The sequence below is a fragment of the Paenibacillus sp. O199 genome (assembly GCF_001636635.1).
Taxonomy (GTDB): Bacteria; Bacillota; Bacilli; order Paenibacillales; family Paenibacillaceae; genus Paenibacillus; species Paenibacillus marchantiae.
This window is the reverse complement of record NZ_LGRP01000002.1, coordinates 42,314-60,155: the sequence shown is the minus strand read 5'-3', so window position 1 is coordinate 60,155 and position 17,842 is coordinate 42,314. Positions and strand designations below refer to the sequence as shown.

The window sequence follows — 17,842 nt, the reverse complement described above, 5'->3', positions numbered from 1 at the left end:
ACCTCTCATCATTTAGTTACACTTATGTCCTCGAAAAATGCTATTTCATTTCAAAAAGCATTCCACTTCCCGTCACATAAAACAACAGAGGTCTCGATTTGTCTTTCGGGGACGTTCCAGTATCTAGTTAATAACTGCTTCTTCTCATCCGATGAAACTAGGGTAAAACCATTTTTCAAATAGAATTTTATAGCCCATTCTGCGGAATCCCAGGTTCCTATTAATATCGGTTTATCGGTTGATGCCACCAGATGAGCCAGCAGCTTTGTGCCTATTCCGCTCCCCCGTTGGTGAGTTCTTACATATGCGTGCCTGATTAAAGCAACATCACCTTTATCCTGAATTCCCATAACGCCCCATAATCTATTATTTTCTTCAAAGCCCCAGAATACGACGCCATCACGAATTTCCTGATTCAATTCTTGCAATGGCATATAGGGTTCATGATAGCGATCCTCAGGAATTACACCTTGGTATGCCTTTGCTGCATCATTAATGATCTCAACCATTGCATCTGCGTCCATACTGTTGCACAATCTGATCATGGAATAAACCTCCTGAAGGTTATAGTCTATTAATTGAACTACCGTAATGGATATACCAATTCAATAGGTTCATTAATTAATTCCTCTTTGAAAATATAATTATGATCTGCTCCCACAACACATAAAATTTTCTTACCCGGATTCGAATGATACGTGTTCTTCACACGTTGAATCATGATCTGATTTCGTACGATCCATCTAAAGTTATTTGCTTTTGGATTAATCTGATCCAACCATTCATATTTTTGTTTGGTCATAGTATCAAACGCAACCGAATTAAAGGGAATCGTTCCAACGTCATGTGTATTCATTTGTTTAGCAAACCATTCATCATCGATCTTCTCCAACGCTTTACGCTCCTCTTCTGAGAAGCTGTTCAATGGATCAAAATCATTCCAGACATCTAACTCAAACCAGTCAATAGGCACAAACTCTATATTCCGTTCTTCACATAATGGAAAGATAAGCTCCCAATACTCACTGGCTGGCTCACCCCAATATCCCTTATCCTGTTTATCCTTGATATACTTCATCCAACTCTGGGGATGCACTTCACCGCAGATAATATCCGGGTTGAATTCTGTAATCAGATCCTCATACAAGGTAAGAGAACTATTATATTTTTCTCTTAATTCTTGATTATGAATTGTCCCCAATATTCCAACGACCGTCATATCATTTCTCCTTTATATATGTTATATGATATTTTTGAGATTCCTATGTAAGTCTATAATCTTTTCTTCAGGAAGTACTGAATAATTCCTTCCGGGTATTCATCTATCATTCCAAACACTTCATAACCCATCTTCTTGTAAAATTCAGGAGACTGATAAGAAAATGTACTTGTATGTGAAAGTTTGCAGCCCTCACTAACAGCAATGCTTTCTGCTTGCATGATTAATGATTTCCCATACCCATTTTCTCTGTATTCTTCATCAATCCAAAAGTTATCAATATATAAAGTATAGCAGTACGTAGCACAGAAGATCCCACCTACTGCTTTGCCAGTCTTATCCCTTAGAAACAAATTGATGCTTTTGCCAGGTTTCTTTAACAGACCCTTTGTTTCTCTTAGATTGTATTGATACAGATTACTACAGACAGCATGGTAATCCTGTTCATGATCTTCAAATACAATTTTCAATTCAGCGTTAACAGCAGGGTTATTCATTTTCAACATCCTCACGATTTCATAGTATTTGTCTTCACCTCTTCAATAAGAGCCTAGCTCCAACGTTATTTGAGTTTAAATGATCTGTATATAAAGAAACCTATGGAACTAAATAAAACGATAATGAATATGACAACGGGCAACCAATTATGATGAGTGACTTTATCCGCACTTGAAAACTCAATAATCATCCAACTGATATAAATAAAAAATATAGATATCTCCGTCTTCATCAGATTAATCATGAGCCGTGCATTTTTATATTGTCTCTCCGCATTCTCCATATTCAAATTGAGGTAATTATACGTATGAGGATACTTCTCCAGTTGCGAAAGTCCAATCCATAAAATAAGCCCAATGACTAAGGGCAGCCATACTCCCCACTTTCCTCCCCAGCCATCAGGCTCCCCCTTCATATTAAAATGAATCGGTATCTGATCCGGTAAGGTCATCCATTGTTGCAAGCAGTATATAATGCCAATAATAAATAAAATGATGGTTGTGATATCTAAAGTTTTTTCCAGTAACGTTTTTGGGATTGTTATCTTCGGACGATCTTTGATTTCCAATTTCCTACCTCTTCTCCATTTACACACCGTATGATTACATGTTAACAATTATCAACCTCTTTTTCCAATGATTTCTGAGTATCCTTGAGGAATGAAAGCATAAGCAAAAAAGGCCGCCTTTGCAGGCAGCCTTTACTTAATATAACCTTATTTACGAACGGAGAGAATGAACTTCTCCAGCGATTCTGTATTGGTAATGCTGTGATTACATCCTTGGTTCTCCATGCATACGTATTGACCAATCGCAGAATAATTATCCGGTAAAGCGTTCTTGGTCTTGACCGTGAAGAATGCAAGCTCTTGATGCCGATTACAGAATAGGCAGTACCCCTTCTTGTGTGTCGGCGTTATTCTTCCCTCAATACCGATAAACTGTCCTTCGAACGGATATACAACGAATAATTTGTTCGTCGCAATATCTACCCAGCTCAGGTACGTTACATATCGAAAATCAATGGATGGTAGATCAGGCATTTTCATCTTTTTGTTCTTCGGAAATAACTTCTGAATTTGTTTCAACGTAATCGATGGATACAACTCCAGATATGGTTCCAATGCTTTCATATACCGTTGAAAATCGTCTGTTGTCTCCAGCGACGAGATTTGCTCCAGCATTTGCTGCTGGTTCTCTGTCAGATCCGTAAATGCTTCAACGATGTTTGTTGCAGCACTGTATCTAACAGTCTCCAGGACCCTGCGATCCGCGGCGGATTGCACGGTTTTGCGAACAAATTCCGCTTGTTTTTTAATCAAATTATATTGGTGGTTTCTAATAAATGGTGTACTCATAGCTTTCAGCTCCTTATTTTTCATAGAAAAAAATCAATAAGGGTAAAGCCTGTTATTAGAAACGATAAAATTAAGTATGGGCGAAAGAATCTAAGCTATCGCGCCCCACGCAAAGTATCGCCCCCGATCAGGCTTTGCATGAGTTATTTCTAGCTAACGAGCAATTCAGCATTGCCATCTGAGTAACCCCCAATCAAATATCATGCGAAAAGTATATCAGAGAACTTCACATGGATCAATTGAAATGGATTTTCATGGATCTTCTTTTATTCCGTTGCTTTTAATTGTAATATCTGATCATTCACGAATCCTTGTAAGAAGAAAAGCTCATTGTCATTGGCTGTTCGATTATTGGCTGCTTCAAAACGCTCGATTGCTTCCTCTAATGATGTGGATTTCACAACATCATTGGCTGAGATGAGCTCTCTCCAAAACGTATCCATCTCCTCCACGTCACAGATCGACTCATGACCAAGCAAGAAATGAACGGCATCATATTGCTGAATGTCCTCAATCATAGGCAATAACTTGTCTTGCTTAATATGATATAACGAATTGGTAGTTGTATTGTAAGCACTATCGCCCAGAAAAATGACCTTTTCATCCGGAATATATACAATGGTTGAATCATCGGTATGGGTGCTACGAATGGTTTCAAGCACACAAACTTTATTGCCCAAGTCCAGATGGAGTGACTTTTCAAAAATAATATCCGGAGGACATAACTGAAATGTGTCTCTCTCCGGTATTTCATTTTGTATCGTCTCCATACAATGTGAAGTCATCTTCTTGGAATCCACATACTCCTGTAGAGAGCGATCATCATAAGAATAGTTCCGCCAATCATTCATCTTTTGGCTAGTTAGACTATTCATAATAATTGTAGCTCCGTATTCATTCATTCCTAAAAAATGATCCCAATGGGCATGAGAAATGACCACATATTTAACGGGCGGAACGTTTAACTTCTCTATTTCATGTAAGAAATCCCTGGCATGTTGAACCGAATTTCCACCGTCAACGACAAGGCTATATTTATCACCGCAAACTAACCCCAATGTTGGTCTTTCTTTATCATTTTGGTTAGATAGATAATAGATCGTTTCACTTAATTGATTTAGCATGTTCATTCTCCTCTATGATAAATTCTTGATCCATAAGAGAGAAAATCTGCATGCTTATTTAAATCAACATTTAGATTTTCTCATTTTATTTGTTTACCAACGGAATCACCTCCTTTGTTTTTCACATGAACTGAATGTTCCTCATCTCATCAGACGCTCTTTCGATGTTATAAGTTCGGCTTTTTTCTATGCGCTGTTAGCTGTTCAAAGGCAAATGCAATACGAATCAGCACTGATTCACTAAAAGCTTTACCAGCAAACGTTATTCCGAATGGCCTTCCACTCTCCTTATATCCTGCAGGTACAGCAATTGATGGATACCCGGCTCTTGCACAAAGATCAGCACCAACGTAAGAGGGGAAAACAATGGCGTCCAGTCCAAAGTTATGTAAAGCATAATCAATGCCATTATTTTGCGAATGATATAGATCCGTTATTAACTCCAAGATGTAATTCGAATTATTTAATGGATTATTCAACTGTTCTCTATATTCGAGATGGTTTTGCCCATATTTTAAAGCCCTTTCTGCATTTTGCTTGTTCCATTCGATTAATTCACTGAGGGTATGAACAGGTAAATGCGATGGAAGACTTTGCAGATAATGTTCAACGCTATGCCTAAATTCATAATTCAACTTGTTCCACTCCCACTTCCGGTCAAACGATGGGATGTCTATATCTTCAATAATATTAGCCCCAGCTTCTTTGATCTGGGTTACAACGTTCTCCAATAGAACTTCATCATATTCTTCGTTATCACGATATCGTGTAAGGGGGGCTTTTCTGAAGATGCCTATGTTTGCATTTTTCAACCCATTGAGGTCTAAACATGTTGTGTAGTCTATTGTAGAATACGGATTTTTCCAAGTAGCAGGGTCAGCCTCGTCTTTTCCTGAAAGTATTCCTAGTAGGATTGCTGCATCAGTTACAGTCCTTGCCATTGGACCAGCAGTATCTTGCGAGTGTGAGAACGGTATTATTCCAGCACGACTTACTAAACCTACAGTTGGCTTGATACCAACAATAGAGTTCTGAATGGATGGACTTAATATGGAACCAGATGTTTCCGTACCTACGGCAACCATCGTAAAGTTAGCAGCTACCGCAGCAGCGGAACCCGTGCTTGAACCCCCTGCAAAAAAATCGCCATAAGGATTCAAAACTTGTCCACCTCTAGCGCTGTATCCTGCCCACATATCCGAAGACATGCCATTTGCCCATTCTGTCATATTAGTTTTTCCAAGTATGATTGCCCCAGCTTCCCTCAGTTTAGTAACAAGAAAAGAATCTTTAGAACTAATATGGGTTTCCAAAGCCAGTGCTCCAGCAGTTGTATGCATTTTGTCGTTGGTTTCTATGTTATCTTTCAACAGAACCGGGATCCCGTGTAGAAGTCCTCTGGGTCCCACTGATTTCCTTTCAGCATCCAAGGCCTCTGCAATAAAAATCGCATCCGGGTTTATTTCCAAAACAGAATTGATCTTTGGCCCATTTTGGTCATATTGAGCAATACGATATAAGTAATACAGAACCAGGTCTCTTGAGCAAAGCTCTCCCTTTTCCAGGGCAGCCTGTATTTCAAAAATCGTGTTTCCTTCAACATTAACATGGCTCAGTTCAGATAAATTTTCCATACCCTCACCTCTTCTTTGTGCCTCAACTTATCACCACAACGCTTTTTCAATGTTCTTTAGTAAGCTTCTTGATACCATCTTCGAAGTTGATTAATGTGAGCTTGATGATAACGACTGTGGTCAGCGATATGCCACATACCCCAGCGTACGGTTGCTTGCTTCTCATTTTCATGCCCAAAAGTGACAATCCTCGCTAGATCATCATCCGTTAATTGTGTACACGCGTCCTTCAACATGGTTATGACACCTTCATATGTCGACATAAGTGTACTCAAAGATATTCCTTGAACCATCGGAAGACTGCCATTTTCATCAATCATAGGGCCATGTTGCTCTTTTAAGTTTTGAGGAAGTGGTAATCCCTTTATTCGATAAGCCCAATTCAGATCGACGTAGGTGATATGTTTTATTAATTGAGCGGTACTATTGAAGTTGTTATTAGGTCCTTTATAATCTATTTCTTCTTGCGACATACCTTCCGTGATTCGTTGGAGTCGTTGGCTGTTTTCTATAACCGCAGCAAATAACAACCCAACAACAGGTGACATATTGGCTTCGCCTTTTAAATCATAAAGCACCCTAACGCCTCCTTGAGGTTGTCTTCATCGTTCTTCCCTTAGAATCTCCTTGATTTCTCTTAATTCTTGCAATATTTCTTTGGTGTACTGATTACTCTTGGAATTATCCATTCCGATTTTCACAACAAAAATACCAAAAAACAAAGACACTACCAACATTAATATAGTCCCAATAATAACCATCCTTTCCTCAAGCAACAGAAACCCGAGAGATTAGAAACAGCGATGCTGCCCCATTCCAAAAGATCCACTCGGGTTAATAGTTGATTAATTTAACTGTGACTACTCATGTACTGGAACATACATCGTTTGTATCTCTTGAACGCCAGGAACAAATCCAAGATTAAAATAAACTGATTCGGCATCATTGCCTTCCATGACATATAACCTTAGAACTGAATACTTGTCTTTAAGAGAAGTCAGTGCTCTTTGCAGCATGCGTGTAGCTAGTCCTTTTCCTCTGTAAGCAGAGTTGACTCCGATGCTATATACTGCTGCTTGATTATCCTGCAAACATAGGCGACAGTTGGCTATGAGCTGTCCAGTAACCTTATCATATACAAGCGTAGAAGCTTGAGTTAGGTTCTCATTGGTAAAATAGATTTCTTCGTTCGGGATAAAGTCTTCAAGGGATGTTTTCTTGCTGCGTAAGGCTTCAAAACCTCCTACAAAGCTGTCAAAGTCACACTGAGCGATTTCATCTTCATTAATGTATTGCTTAGCACCTGTTTCATTCTCGATAATTTCGGGGCTCTTAACTATAAAATCATGATCCCAATGCACATTGAAATGATCTGTCGGGCGCTGCATCCAGCGACATCTGAACTCATCTGGCCAGAATCCAGCCCTCGTAAATAAATGTACTTGATCGGGGAGAATTTCATATATCTTGATACGTTGCGTTGCATCAGACCATTTTATGAGTATTCTTTTAAGAAGTTTCAGTACCTCAAATGAATCATTGAATGGGGGCATAAAGAATAGATGATATAACGTATTGGGTGCCATCCTTACCCCACCGATTTTTGACTCTCCTTTATAAATCCAAAAAGAGTTATTCCGCGAAACATTGAAGTAGCCTTCCTCTCTAAAAAATCCAGTATAGGCCATATTATAATAGACTGAACAATACAGTCCCCATTCTTCGGGCTCAGCCTTTTGAATGGAATATTCATTTGATAAATCATAAGAATTAAGTTCCTCAGACCAATTATTTAATTCCATGCGTCATTCCTCCTCATCAATGCTAACTATCTACAAAATATTTAAGGCATGTGTTATCTGAACATTTCTAGTCCCCTCCTTAAATAACATGTCCTTTACTATTTACTTGATCAATTCCATCATTAATCTTATTTTTCAGCAGCTCATGAAACTTATTTTCTTCCTTCTTTAAATGCTCCTCAAGGAAAGCAGAGATATACTTATTAATAGTGGAATGCTTGTGTTCTATCCCATCTTCGTTGTAATGTATCGGGATATCGCTAAAAGTCATATGATGAGCACCGTTTAATTTAATAAATGGACTATTCAGATCACTCGAGTTAAACAAAGACTCATACCCAGTCAGCAACAAAGGCAATAGGTCTGGAGAGATTTCATTTTCCAGTTCTTCAAACGAGCATTTCTCTTGCCGAGCTACCAATAACGGAACAGATACTCCCTCTTCCTTTTTCGTCGTCATTAAATGGAAACTAGGATCTAATAGAATGCTAGCCTTAATTCTCTTTTCTCTTTTAAGCAATTCATAAGCAGCAGCCCCACCTAATGAATGACCAATGATCCCCATTTCATTCACATCGACTATGGCCCTAAGATCCTTATCTGAATCCAAGACCTTATCTACGTTTTTCATAACCAAACTCATATCTTCTACTCTAAGCTTCAATAATTGTTTCCAAGAATGAATATCTAAACTTTCTATTTCGGATATCTCTTTGGATTGCTGGACAAAACGTCTGTCAGGAAAAATGGAAAATATAGATTCATGAGTGGCTCCTATAGTAATGACAACAAATCCGCACCCCACTAAATGTTCTACACAAAAGGAATACATATCTCTAACTACACCAAAAGCCGGGGCTACAAAAATAATGGGACAGTTTTTAGCCGTAATATCAACACTCTCATCATTATGTATTTTTGTATCCAGATTACAAATATAATCCCTATCCACTCCCATACTTGAGAGCATATCAACAGCGGAAGAGATATTAGGTTCAAATAACGAAATATACTTCGACTCATGCTCCACTGGATTGGAAGGATAGTATATACTAATGAGCACTTCTCTGGTTTCCTTACTTATCGGATCAATACGTGATTCATCCTTTAAAACAAAAACCTTTTTTCCAACAGTCATTGCATTCACCCTTATAATATTTGTAGATTGACTTGAATGTATGATTCCATAACTTCATTGATTAGCCTTAAATTCATTTTATAATTAATTCTTCAGGCATTATCCAAAATTGATTTGTTTCATTATTAAGTTTTAAGTGAATTGTTTTTTGTTCACCTTTCTTCAAGCGTTTGTAGCTTGTGCCCATACTGAAGATACTTCTTCCTGGGGTCCATTGCAGTCCACTCACTTGTATATTATGATGCACTACTAAATACTCATTAGCTTCAATTTCACTTCCCTCAACAAGATTACTGGAGGTATTGTTAAATAAGATGTTTACAATTTTTATCTTGGTAGAGACTCTGTCTCCTAGTATATTTTGTTTACCTGTTCCTTCAACTAAAACTTCCACATCAGCTTGGGATGAAACGAAATCATAATTGCCTAATTCTTGACTCGTTCGATCAAGCACTATATATTGATTCAATATTAAATATACACCAATGATTCCAGATACAATGAGTGATAAAGCAACTACTATTTTCCGCTTTTTCGTCACCGAACCTACCTCCAAGACTTATCGATTTACTAGAAGCCCTACCATAATAGATTTAAGCGATTTCAAGATAATACCCAGTGGTTCTTTCTTATTGGATCTTCTTTCTCATATACAAAGCTATTTCTTCGTTTTGGCTATGATTATTTGAATATAGTGATACATCAATTCCTTCAATTTGATAACCACATTGCATGTAAAAATGAATGGCTGGAACGTTCGTATTCTGGGTTTCTAACGTGATCGCTCTGAAGCCTTGTTCCTGGGCAATCTCATTCAATTTATTGATCAACAATCTTCCATATCCTTTTCTTATGTATTTTTCATTAACCTGAAGATGCCATATCATCAGCGTATTATTCCAAGTTTGTGGTTCACAAATTGCGAGCGCTATGATTTTCCCATCTATATATATTCCATAAGAAAATCCCAGTTGTATGATTTCTTCATATCGTTCCAAATCATCTGTGCTGTTCAATTCTTCTTTTTCGTAGATGTCATCTAGATTTATTAACGTTAAAAGCATACTAAAGGAACCTTGTGTCTCCTGTTTGGTAAGCTCATATTTTTGAGTGGATTTATATCCAAAGCTTCCAAGTTGAAGCCAATCATCATTGGATAGATTCTGTACTTTTTTGATCTCCATTACTTCACCCCAGAAATAATATACTTTGCGACTTGTTTATAAGGTTATTGAATTCTTGCTTATATCTCTTCTTTCGACCTTAATTTCCATATTCCTGCATCCTTACTTATTGTTTCCTATCCACAAAATTATGGACTGTCAAAGAAAATAATAATAATCCCGACAGGACAAACCTGGCGGGATTTCGTTTGAATAGATATCGAAAGACGTTTTTAGTTATTACGTAGCAACCACATGCTTCATCTCTTCACTTGCCATAAAGTCAGAACAATTCACGTAATACAAATCATAAATTTGTTCCGTATTGTTTATCAACTTATACACTTCGTGGTATATATCAGTGGCTAATTTGACACAAGGCAATTTCCCAACCGCTTTCTTGGATCGAATGTTTTGTTTTCGAATTTTAAGAAAGACTGTTTCAATTTCACGTTGAAGAAACAACTCAGCGAAAAAGGCTTCCTTTGCTCGTTGATTGTAACCTTTTCCGAAATAAGGGGCTCCAATCCATGTCGCAAGAAAACCTGTCTTATGTTCCATGTGATATAAATCAATGGTTCCGATGGGATGTCCCAGCTCATTAAGGATCGTTCTGGAAATACATGTGTTTTGCTCTTCTTCATCAATCACCTGTTTAGTTGCAAATAAATATTCCTCATAAGATCGGCACTTATGACGAACGTATGGAAAAACAGCGGGGTCCACCATCAAATCATACAGTGAGTGGCATTCGTGCAAGTCTCGTTTTTTCAACATTTAAACGACCACCTAGTCCTTTTAGTTCGCTGAGTCAAACAAACTAAGTATATAAAAGGACGTGTGGAATTTAATGAATTCTATATTGCTTTTATGTAAAATTCATCATAGAAATGTTTTCCAGATTACTTGACTGAACGTAACGAATATCGCCTGTTTACTGTGTGATTTTTGGAATCATTGACCCATCGAAACAACCTCACTATCATCGGTTTAGCTGGTCCACTCATCTTCGCTAACATCATTTCATGCCCATGGATAAATTTTTTGGTTCGAGGAAACATTAATCATACTACTTATCCTTGGGAGTGATGTTATGCTGTACCTTATCAGCTTTGTGCTCATGTTTGCTGGCTTAGCCTGTATCAACATTATTTTTTCATATCAAAGCAAGCATATTGACACTCAGTTCTGGTCCACATTTAAATTCCATCTTTGGATGCTGCCTTTATTTCTAGCCGCTAATCTGAGCGTAGGATACGGCGTCAAGTTTGGAATGAAAGCTGTCAGTCAACTGGGCTATGTCCTGGTCATTGCCAAATGCATAGAAGTGCTCATCTCCATATGGATGGGATACTGGTTCATGAAGGAAGTTCCTTCTTGGAAAACGTGGATTGGACTTGTGGTCATCATCATCGGTGTTGTACTGGTTAAGCAGAAGTAGGAGTAAGTTAAAATGCTTTTTAAAAAACGAATCGATATACAATTTCATCATCATATACTTCTCCGGTCTCTGAAAAACCCATTTTATCATAAAGCTTCCTGGCAACTTCATTCTCTGCACATACCGTTAAATTCAAACACTTGCTATGGACATAGTTCTCTTTTATATAGCTAATTACTGCATCTATCGCTGCTCTTCCATATCCTTTACCTTGATAGCTTACATCGATCATAAAACCATTCAACCAATAGGACCAAGCTGTTGTTTCATCGACTGTGATCATGACAAAACCAACTAAGCTATCCTCCGTGTTATATATGCAAAATGGCATATACTTGTACTCATCCCCATCTGGAAGAATGTGCACCTTCGCTAGGGACACGGCTACTGATGGAACATAATGATTTTGATTGGCTTGAACTTGTAAGTTTAATGCATCTTTCCAGTTCTCTCTTGTAGTAGGTATTAATCTGATCACAATATATCACTCGTTTCGTTTCGTTTTTTTATTTCAATTAACCCCAGTCACCAAAATGTTTCTCAAGGAACCTTACTTCCTTCTCATAATGAGCCAAATGACCCTCTTCCACCATTTTGATAAAAGCTGTTTCTCCAGACACCGCCCGATCAGATAGTGTGGTACACATGAAATGAATTCGAGAAATCACCCATTCCTTCAGATCTGTCGGCACATCCATACCATAAGCGTTAAAAAATAACGCTATACGTCTTTTCCGCTCAGATGCATGATCCTGTTTATTATATGGACCAACTTCTCTTTCATCTTTACCCGGTGAAAAACCTGCTAATGGGACAGAGGTATACAAGCTGTAAACAATATCCCATAGACGCGGACCAGGCCCTGCCATGTCAAAATCAATGATTCCTACAGGAAGCCGATCTTTAAACACAACGTTATACAATGCAAAATCGTTATGGCAGACTACTTCTTCCTTTGAAGATACCTTTGGGCAGTTATTTAAAGAAACCGTAGATGAAACAAAATCCATTGTAGCATCATGATAGCTTTTTAAAAGCCTCGCTACTTTGTCTAAGGTCTCATCAGACCACATATAACTTTCAATCTCAGGATAGTCATTTCCCGAAACCACACCATTCAGGTAAGAAAGGATTTCTCTGTCCTGCTCATCTACTCCCAAATATCTAGGGGAATGCGCATAGCCCACCTTTTCAAGGTGCTTAAGCAATTCATATACATACGGATTCGGTATAGCGTCACGACGAACTGTGCTACCTACTTTTACAACCTTATTCACATTGCCTCCGTTTAGGGCTTCTTCGTACTCAGGCAAAATGAACCCCTCCTAAGATCTGTTTTGTGTGTACCTATTTGTTTTATCCTTTCTGGGATTCCCAGGGAATCCAGCAATCAATAACACAAATCCGACGAAAAATAAGAAATATACGAGAAAACCCGTGAAACCATTATCACTTGCTGGGATTATCTCGCGTGTTTTCCCACCTGAAGCGTAACCCGCTTCCACTATGGCTGTAGATATTCTCACGGAAATTCTATCTAAGGTTGAAATAAAAATACTGCTAATCATGAGAACCGCACCCAGGATTTTATTTGTATTGTTCATGAGCTGCCTCCTAATTCAAATTGATTCTTATCTTTCAGTCCATGCTGTTCGGATATATCCCAATTTCATGCCAACATGCTCCATATTTCGATGGCTTTGAGATAAAAATGAACATTGCCCTACCACCAGATTACATTCCTTATTCAAGGCTTCCGTTATTCTTCTATTCAAAAGCTGCTGATGTACACCCTGATTTCTAAACTCAGGTAATGTTGCTGCAAAGGTTAAGGATGCCTTTTGATTTTTAATAAACAGAACACTTACCGCTGCAGGGATGTCATTGACATATGCGATGTAAAATTTCCAACCTGGACGGTGATAAAGAACCTTATTATTCTGGGCGACGTAAGGGATACCGTCATCCGACAAACCGGCCCCCCTGCAATGAATGGTCGCGTATAGCTCGAATTGATCCTCTTCAAGTTCTTGAATTTGGATATGATCTGAGTGATTCTTTTTTTCTTCTGGTTTGATGATCAGAGATGAATGAAATCCCGATGTATACATGCCTAAGTCGGTTAAACGTTTCAAGAAGTTCTGATCCACCACAGATGGAATAACTTCGAACTGAACCTTTCGATCACGCTGTCTATAAAAATCAATGATTGCATCCATGTGTTCCAGATCATTATTTGTTAAGCCCTTCACCGTATTAAACGTGGGCCATGGCATGGTCTTACTGTAGAAACAGACGGCATTTCCAAACTGCTGAATATCAATTCCTTCTGGATTTTTGTCCCGACTCTGTATAGCAAGCATGCGATCTGTCATATAATCGATTTCAGAGAGTTCAATTTCTTTAATTAAATCTATGGATGGAATCAGTCGATTCATGTCTTTACCTCCAAATAAAAGTACGGGAACTCCATTTTAATTCCCATCAAAATAATTCATTACATGGCCTATACTTTACAATGGTTAGATGCTCCCACTCCCTATACAGCTGCTCTTTAGAGAGTATCTTCCACGGGTTGAATATCGTTTGCCCATCTTTATTGAAATATAGTTCTTCTCCCAGATGATATGCTGCATGTTGAATGATCCCATTCTCATCTGTCCATAGGACAACGTCCCCATGATGTAGTTCGTCAGTTAATAACTCCTCGTATTGATACTGTTTTAATTTCTCAAGAAACGTTTTTTGATGTACCCATTCATAGATAAACCACTCCTGTTTCCCTTTGGAGATTGCAAACAAAACTGCTGCGAGGCAATTTGCACCTTGGAAACTAGCAAACGAATTGGCATATGGTTTTAGAAAATCAGGTAGCGACTCAGGTGGCTTCTCACATTCCCCTTTATCCCACCATTCGTAAACCAATGTCGTAAGTATCTGTTCTTTATATGATTTGTTCAGCTTCTCCCACATGAAGCGCTGAAGGATAACATGTCCATCAATCAAATAGCTTGCAGGTATTTCCGTCAAATCATGTACAAATGTAACAGGGAAAACAAGCCCTCTTCCACTTTGCACTTGTGCATTTAATAAAAATCGTTTCTTATCTTCAGGAATGGTTTCTATCCATTCTTTATCCGCAATGATTACATAATCAACGTTCTTAATATTCCAGTACTCATAACCATTCACATAATTCACTTGCCTATAAGTGCTGTGGTTATAGAACTCCTCTTTTGGCATTAATAGTACATCGGTAAAGTCAAATTCATAATCAAGATGTTCTTTTGATAGGAAAAACAAATCTTTTTCCGGTACATAACAATCCATCCATGAAAGTAAAACTTTTTTACCCGGTTTAATTATCATTATGTATTCCTCCGCGTTGGGTTTGAATTTTATATTTCCACTTTATTTCTCACTACTCCGTAGTAAATCAGATCCTCATACCGGTCTTCTTTCTTGACATGATCCACCAGTACTCCTTCTTTTATCATGCCAATCTTCTGTATAACTTGTCCGGATGCCGGGTTAGAAGCAAAGTGTCGCGCATATACCTTATGATATTTTTTCACATCAAAAGCGAAGTCTAACATGGCTTTAGCTGCTTCCGTTGCATAACCTTTTCCCCAAAACGGCTGACCTACCCAATAAGATAACTCCCCGTTATCGTAACGTTGTTGATTAGATAATGCTATTGCCCCGTATAAATCACCTGTTTCCCTATCACAAATAGCAAATTCATATAATTTATCCGCATTAAAATTTTCGTTATGTTGCTCTATCCAAGACACTGCACAATCTAATGTATATGGGTAGGGTAATGTGAGTGTGCTCTTATAAATGTTGTAGTCATTACATAGTCTGGTAACGGTTTCAGCATCTGATTTCGTAAATAATCTTAACAGCAGCCTTTCTGTGGTCATCGTTTTAGTGAGATCGTTGTACACCATACTATCCCCGCCTTTTACATGAAAATGGATCATTGCACCTTCAAAATGACCGATTTCTGTTTATTTCAATTTCATTTTATATACGACTTCACCATTCTGATTTTCCAATTCCTGATTAATAAATCCTATCTTCTCATATAAGGCTCTTGCACGTGCATTACTTTTTTCTACGGTTAGTGAGATGATTTGACATTGTGGATGCTTTTCCTGAATACTTTCCAGTATCATATAAAGTGATTGACTTCCTAATCCTTTTCCTTGATAGTCCTTATCTATTTGAAATCCTCCAATCCAATAATTATCCGTACTTGCTGGTGTGTACGATAAATAGAAAAAACCGAAAGCTTTATCGCCTTCACGCAAAAGATATGGATCAAAAGCTGCATCCCACGGCTTCACGTAGGCATATGCTAAAGATTCGATGACCGTCGGTACAAGATTTACTTGCATTTCAAGTAAAGATATCGCGATCGCCTCTTCCCAATTCGTTTTATCGATTGGTTCTATAGTAATTGGGTTCATTCAAATATCCCTTTCGTTTGCCGAATTATATTTCGTTGGAGTAGATTATTGACTTACTTGAATCCATATTGTTTAGCTATGATTCAAGATACCTTCATCCATATGTTATTCAGAGAACTCAACTAAAATGGGATGAGTGCTCTCATCCAATGCTTTGTGAATTCTCTCCTTGAAATTCCCCCAGGTTATCATTTCATTGGCTTGTTCTAATGTAAAGAAACCAACCTCATCACTTTCAATACTTGTAGTTAGAGTTCCTCCAATTGGTTTTCCAGTGAATATATTGTTACATACTCCCCGCGTAGTATTCTGATATAGGCCACAAAACTTAATAAGTTCAATATCAATGCCAGTCTCTTCCTTCACCTCTCGAATAGCAGCTTGTGTGATGGTCTCGCCTTCTTCCACACAGCCTTGAGGCATTTCCCAGCCTCTCCGTCCCTTCATAAGTAAGATTTCATCGTTCTCATTAAGGACAATCACACTTGCAGACACAATAAATTTCATTTAAAGCCCCCCTTTTTATGTTCTAGATTCAATGCTTCCGAGTAAAAGTAATAAGCTCCTTTAATCTAAAGGTCCTCTGCAATTCGATTAGCAATAATAAAGTGCAATCCGTGAACCACAGTTCTTAACTCCCATCTCTACGGACCGTTCCAAATGAAATCTTCATGCTGGCTGCATAAGTCAACCAAGATTCATTAACAAATACTTTGGAAAATGTTAATTCCGCTTCATACTGCGCCTTTGCTTCATTTTGGGTTAAGCCCCGAGTTGATAATCGTTTGGTTACCTCTACTGAATCGCCAGGATCCTGTCCTATACCATCTTCTTTAATTGAGTGATAGAGAATGTTTTTTTGGGTAGAGTCCATGTTTTGATCTAGAAAGTTGACCTTATCACTCATTCTACATTCCACATTCGTTAATCCCAATTGACTCATTAATATAGGTAACCGCATTCCAATATTTCCATCTTTACCTGTACGTATATGATCTTGTTCAAATAATCTCTGTAAAACGCCTAGTTTAATGATTTCACTTTGTTCAACGCCCTCCACATGATAGTTCGCCATACTCCCAATCCAATGAGGTTCAAAACAGATGATTCTTCCACCCTCCAGTACACTTTCAATCATCTTTTGGAGTATTTTCACAGAGTCATCCATATGTAATAAAAAAGCATGACTCAATGCAATGTCATACTTCCTCTTCAAAACAACGTCTTCTATATCCCAAGTAATAAACTCTGTTTCATAGGGAAGTTGGGAGAAGATCGTCTTAGCTTCATTGATTAATGTTTCGCCCTTATCTACTCCAGTGTAGGTTGACCCTTTTGGTAACAAAGGCAGCAGTTTAAGACCCAAATAACCAAACCCACACCCATAATCGATAACGCTTACAGGTTTATCTATCTTCCAAACAAAATGCACTAAAAATTGCAGGTAGTCGTCATTGTAATAAAGCCATCTCGTATTTCTTAGGTATTCAATTTTATTATCCCAATAATATTCAGACATTGGATTATGCTCCTTATAGTTTCTTTTGTAGCAATACTTCTTCCGTTCTCGCATAGTTTGATTTTTCGTATGTCTTTATAGCCATTTCATTTCTTGGGCCTGTCAGGATCTTTACACTGGTAACACCTCGTGCTTTGAGCTCCTCCTCTATAATAGCAATTAACAACGTAGCCAATCCTCTTCTCCGGGCAACTTCGGCAATATACATTTCTGTGATCTCTCCCTGGAGTCCACGATAACAAAAGGATTTAAAATATTGAGCACAAGCGAACCCAACTGCCTGGCCGTCAATTACAGCTAGAGCAATCAACTCATTAGATAAAGCAAGGCTCTCTTTTACTTCCTCCATGTTTGTACCAACGCCATTAAAAGCATCATTGAGCTTAAGAAGGTCCTCTGCATCATTTTCGTTCGCCCATCGTATGTGAATGTTCTCTTCTTTCATCACGTGACCTCCAATAATAACAGTGTA

24 protein-coding genes are annotated in these 17,842 nt (G+C 38.1%); 1 reads left to right on the top strand and 23 read right to left on the bottom strand.

All coding sequences use genetic code 11. From position 1 onward, the window contains the following. Positions 1-50: 50 nt before the first annotated feature. The 13 genes from A6049_RS03560 to A6049_RS03500 all read right to left on the bottom strand — a co-directional run bounded on the left by A6049_RS03560 (position 51) and on the right by A6049_RS03500 (position 10,712). Positions 51-545: a GNAT family N-acetyltransferase gene (locus A6049_RS03560; protein WP_063563299.1), complete on the bottom strand. Its 495-nt coding sequence runs from the start codon at positions 543-545 to the stop codon at positions 51-53. Positions 546-583: 38 nt separating this feature from the next. Beyond that, the gene (locus A6049_RS03555) at positions 584-1,219 is read right to left on the bottom strand and encodes a hypothetical protein (protein ID WP_063563298.1); all 636 of its coding nucleotides are present in this window, start codon (positions 1,217-1,219) and stop codon (positions 584-586) included. A gap of 53 nt (positions 1,220-1,272) precedes the next feature. Beyond that, a complete protein-coding gene (locus tag A6049_RS03550) occupies positions 1,273-1,716 on the bottom strand; it encodes a GNAT family N-acetyltransferase (protein ID WP_063563297.1) in 444 nt (147 codons plus the stop codon). A gap of 65 nt (positions 1,717-1,781) precedes the next feature. Continuing rightward, positions 1,782-2,285: a DUF1648 domain-containing protein gene (locus A6049_RS03545; RefSeq protein ID WP_063563296.1), complete on the bottom strand. Its 504-nt coding sequence runs from the start codon at positions 2,283-2,285 to the stop codon at positions 1,782-1,784. 147 nt (positions 2,286-2,432) lie between these two features. Next, on the bottom strand, positions 2,433-3,074 hold the full coding sequence (locus tag A6049_RS03540; protein WP_063563295.1) for a FusB/FusC family EF-G-binding protein: 642 nt from the start codon (positions 3,072-3,074) through the stop codon (positions 2,433-2,435). Positions 3,075-3,340: 266 nt separating this feature from the next. Continuing rightward, positions 3,341-4,198, bottom strand: a complete 858-nt coding sequence (locus tag A6049_RS03535) for an MBL fold metallo-hydrolase (RefSeq protein ID WP_063563294.1) — start codon at positions 4,196-4,198, stop codon at positions 3,341-3,343. A gap of 167 nt (positions 4,199-4,365) precedes the next feature. Then, positions 4,366-5,832, bottom strand: a complete 1,467-nt coding sequence (locus A6049_RS03530) for an amidase family protein (RefSeq protein WP_063563293.1) — start codon at positions 5,830-5,832, stop codon at positions 4,366-4,368. A 56-nt stretch (positions 5,833-5,888) separates the two neighbouring features. Next, on the bottom strand, positions 5,889-6,410 hold the full coding sequence (locus A6049_RS03525; protein WP_063563292.1) for a DinB family protein: 522 nt from the start codon (positions 6,408-6,410) through the stop codon (positions 5,889-5,891). Positions 6,411-6,692: 282 nt separating this feature from the next. Further along, a complete protein-coding gene (locus tag A6049_RS03520) occupies positions 6,693-7,634 on the bottom strand; it encodes a GNAT family N-acetyltransferase (protein ID WP_063563291.1) in 942 nt (313 codons plus the stop codon). 79 nt (positions 7,635-7,713) lie between these two features. Continuing rightward, a complete protein-coding gene (locus tag A6049_RS03515) occupies positions 7,714-8,772 on the bottom strand; it encodes an alpha/beta hydrolase (protein WP_063563290.1) in 1,059 nt (352 codons plus the stop codon). A gap of 73 nt (positions 8,773-8,845) precedes the next feature. Further along, positions 8,846-9,313, bottom strand: a complete 468-nt coding sequence (locus A6049_RS03510) for a hypothetical protein (RefSeq protein WP_063563289.1) — start codon at positions 9,311-9,313, stop codon at positions 8,846-8,848. Positions 9,314-9,401: 88 nt separating this feature from the next. Then, positions 9,402-9,956 carry a GNAT family N-acetyltransferase gene (locus tag A6049_RS03505; protein WP_063563288.1) on the bottom strand — a complete coding sequence of 185 codons (555 nt, stop codon included), beginning with the start codon at positions 9,954-9,956 and terminating at the stop codon, positions 9,402-9,404. 219 nt (positions 9,957-10,175) lie between these two features. Next, complete coding sequence (locus tag A6049_RS03500) at positions 10,176-10,712, bottom strand: GNAT family N-acetyltransferase (protein WP_063563287.1); 537 nt, start codon at positions 10,710-10,712, stop codon at positions 10,176-10,178. A gap of 316 nt (positions 10,713-11,028) precedes the next feature. Here A6049_RS03500 and A6049_RS03495 point away from each other — a divergent pair, with 316 nt between their 5' ends. Next, positions 11,029-11,376, top strand: coding sequence for a hypothetical protein (locus A6049_RS03495; protein ID WP_063563286.1), 348 nt, complete (start codon positions 11,029-11,031; stop codon positions 11,374-11,376). 19 nt (positions 11,377-11,395) lie between these two features. Here the strand turns inward: A6049_RS03495 and A6049_RS03490 are convergent, their stop codons facing one another. The 10 genes from A6049_RS03490 to A6049_RS03445 form a co-directional block, all read right to left on the bottom strand. After that, complete coding sequence (locus tag A6049_RS03490) at positions 11,396-11,854, bottom strand: GNAT family N-acetyltransferase (protein ID WP_481852108.1); 459 nt, start codon at positions 11,852-11,854, stop codon at positions 11,396-11,398. A gap of 37 nt (positions 11,855-11,891) precedes the next feature. Further along, the gene (locus A6049_RS03485) at positions 11,892-12,689 is read right to left on the bottom strand and encodes an aminoglycoside phosphotransferase family protein (protein WP_063563284.1); all 798 of its coding nucleotides are present in this window, start codon (positions 12,687-12,689) and stop codon (positions 11,892-11,894) included. Between the two features lie 12 nt (positions 12,690-12,701). Beyond that, a complete protein-coding gene (locus tag A6049_RS03480; protein ID WP_063563283.1) occupies positions 12,702-12,980 on the bottom strand; it encodes a hypothetical protein in 279 nt (92 codons plus the stop codon). A 27-nt stretch (positions 12,981-13,007) separates the two neighbouring features. Beyond that, entirely contained in the window at positions 13,008-13,814 is an 807-nt protein-coding gene (locus A6049_RS03475) for an N-acetyltransferase (protein WP_063563282.1), read from the bottom strand. A 46-nt stretch (positions 13,815-13,860) separates the two neighbouring features. After that, complete coding sequence (locus tag A6049_RS03470; RefSeq protein WP_063563281.1) at positions 13,861-14,745, bottom strand: hypothetical protein; 885 nt, start codon at positions 14,743-14,745, stop codon at positions 13,861-13,863. A 29-nt stretch (positions 14,746-14,774) separates the two neighbouring features. Continuing rightward, the gene (locus A6049_RS03465; protein ID WP_063563280.1) at positions 14,775-15,329 is read right to left on the bottom strand and encodes a GNAT family N-acetyltransferase; all 555 of its coding nucleotides are present in this window, start codon (positions 15,327-15,329) and stop codon (positions 14,775-14,777) included. A gap of 60 nt (positions 15,330-15,389) precedes the next feature. After that, positions 15,390-15,851, bottom strand: coding sequence for a GNAT family N-acetyltransferase (locus tag A6049_RS03460; RefSeq protein WP_063563279.1), 462 nt, complete (start codon positions 15,849-15,851; stop codon positions 15,390-15,392). A 105-nt stretch (positions 15,852-15,956) separates the two neighbouring features. Further along, a complete protein-coding gene (locus A6049_RS03455; RefSeq protein WP_062324469.1) occupies positions 15,957-16,358 on the bottom strand; it encodes an NUDIX hydrolase in 402 nt (133 codons plus the stop codon). 124 nt (positions 16,359-16,482) lie between these two features. Then, the gene (locus tag A6049_RS03450) at positions 16,483-17,370 is read right to left on the bottom strand and encodes a class I SAM-dependent methyltransferase (RefSeq protein ID WP_063563278.1); all 888 of its coding nucleotides are present in this window, start codon (positions 17,368-17,370) and stop codon (positions 16,483-16,485) included. A gap of 13 nt (positions 17,371-17,383) precedes the next feature. After that, positions 17,384-17,815 (bottom strand): GNAT family N-acetyltransferase, encoded by a 432-nt coding sequence (locus tag A6049_RS03445; RefSeq protein WP_063563277.1) that lies wholly within the window; start codon positions 17,813-17,815, stop codon positions 17,384-17,386. Positions 17,816-17,842: the final 27 nt, after the last annotated feature.

What these genes read in the sequence shown, in the direction of transcription:
- A6049_RS03560 (WP_063563299.1), bottom strand. Translation starts at nt 545, where the DNA reads ATGATCAGATTGTGCAACAGTATGGACGCAGATGCAATGGTTGAGATC.
- A6049_RS03555 (WP_063563298.1), bottom strand. Translation starts at nt 1,219, where the DNA reads ATGACGGTCGTTGGAATATTGGGGACAATTCATAATCAAGAATTAAGA.
- A6049_RS03550 (WP_063563297.1), bottom strand. Translation starts at nt 1,716, where the DNA reads ATGAATAACCCTGCTGTTAACGCTGAATTGAAAATTGTATTTGAAGAT.
- A6049_RS03540 (WP_063563295.1), bottom strand. Translation starts at nt 3,074, where the DNA reads ATGAGTACACCATTTATTAGAAACCACCAATATAATTTGATTAAAAAA.
- A6049_RS03535 (WP_063563294.1), bottom strand. Translation starts at nt 4,198, where the DNA reads ATGCTAAATCAATTAAGTGAAACGATCTATTATCTATCTAACCAAAAT.
- A6049_RS03530 (WP_063563293.1), bottom strand. Translation starts at nt 5,832, where the DNA reads ATGGAAAATTTATCTGAACTGAGCCATGTTAATGTTGAAGGAAACACG.
- A6049_RS03520 (WP_063563291.1), bottom strand. Translation starts at nt 7,634, where the DNA reads ATGGAATTAAATAATTGGTCTGAGGAACTTAATTCTTATGATTTATCA.
- A6049_RS03515 (WP_063563290.1), bottom strand. Translation starts at nt 8,772, where the DNA reads ATGACTGTTGGAAAAAAGGTTTTTGTTTTAAAGGATGAATCACGTATT.
- A6049_RS03505 (WP_063563288.1), bottom strand. Translation starts at nt 9,956, where the DNA reads ATGGAGATCAAAAAAGTACAGAATCTATCCAATGATGATTGGCTTCAA.
- A6049_RS03500 (WP_063563287.1), bottom strand. Translation starts at nt 10,712, where the DNA reads ATGTTGAAAAAACGAGACTTGCACGAATGCCACTCACTGTATGATTTG.
- A6049_RS03495 (WP_063563286.1), top strand. Translation starts at nt 11,029, where the DNA reads ATGCTGTACCTTATCAGCTTTGTGCTCATGTTTGCTGGCTTAGCCTGT.
- A6049_RS03480 (WP_063563283.1), bottom strand. Translation starts at nt 12,980, where the DNA reads ATGAACAATACAAATAAAATCCTGGGTGCGGTTCTCATGATTAGCAGT.
- A6049_RS03475 (WP_063563282.1), bottom strand. Translation starts at nt 13,814, where the DNA reads ATGAATCGACTGATTCCATCCATAGATTTAATTAAAGAAATTGAACTC.
- A6049_RS03470 (WP_063563281.1), bottom strand. Translation starts at nt 14,745, where the DNA reads ATGATAATTAAACCGGGTAAAAAAGTTTTACTTTCATGGATGGATTGT.
- A6049_RS03465 (WP_063563280.1), bottom strand. Translation starts at nt 15,329, where the DNA reads ATGGTGTACAACGATCTCACTAAAACGATGACCACAGAAAGGCTGCTG.
- A6049_RS03460 (WP_063563279.1), bottom strand. Translation starts at nt 15,851, where the DNA reads ATGAACCCAATTACTATAGAACCAATCGATAAAACGAATTGGGAAGAG.
- A6049_RS03455 (WP_062324469.1), bottom strand. Translation starts at nt 16,358, where the DNA reads ATGAAATTTATTGTGTCTGCAAGTGTGATTGTCCTTAATGAGAACGAT.
- A6049_RS03450 (WP_063563278.1), bottom strand. Translation starts at nt 17,370, where the DNA reads ATGTCTGAATATTATTGGGATAATAAAATTGAATACCTAAGAAATACG.
- A6049_RS03445 (WP_063563277.1), bottom strand. Translation starts at nt 17,815, where the DNA reads ATGAAAGAAGAGAACATTCACATACGATGGGCGAACGAAAATGATGCA.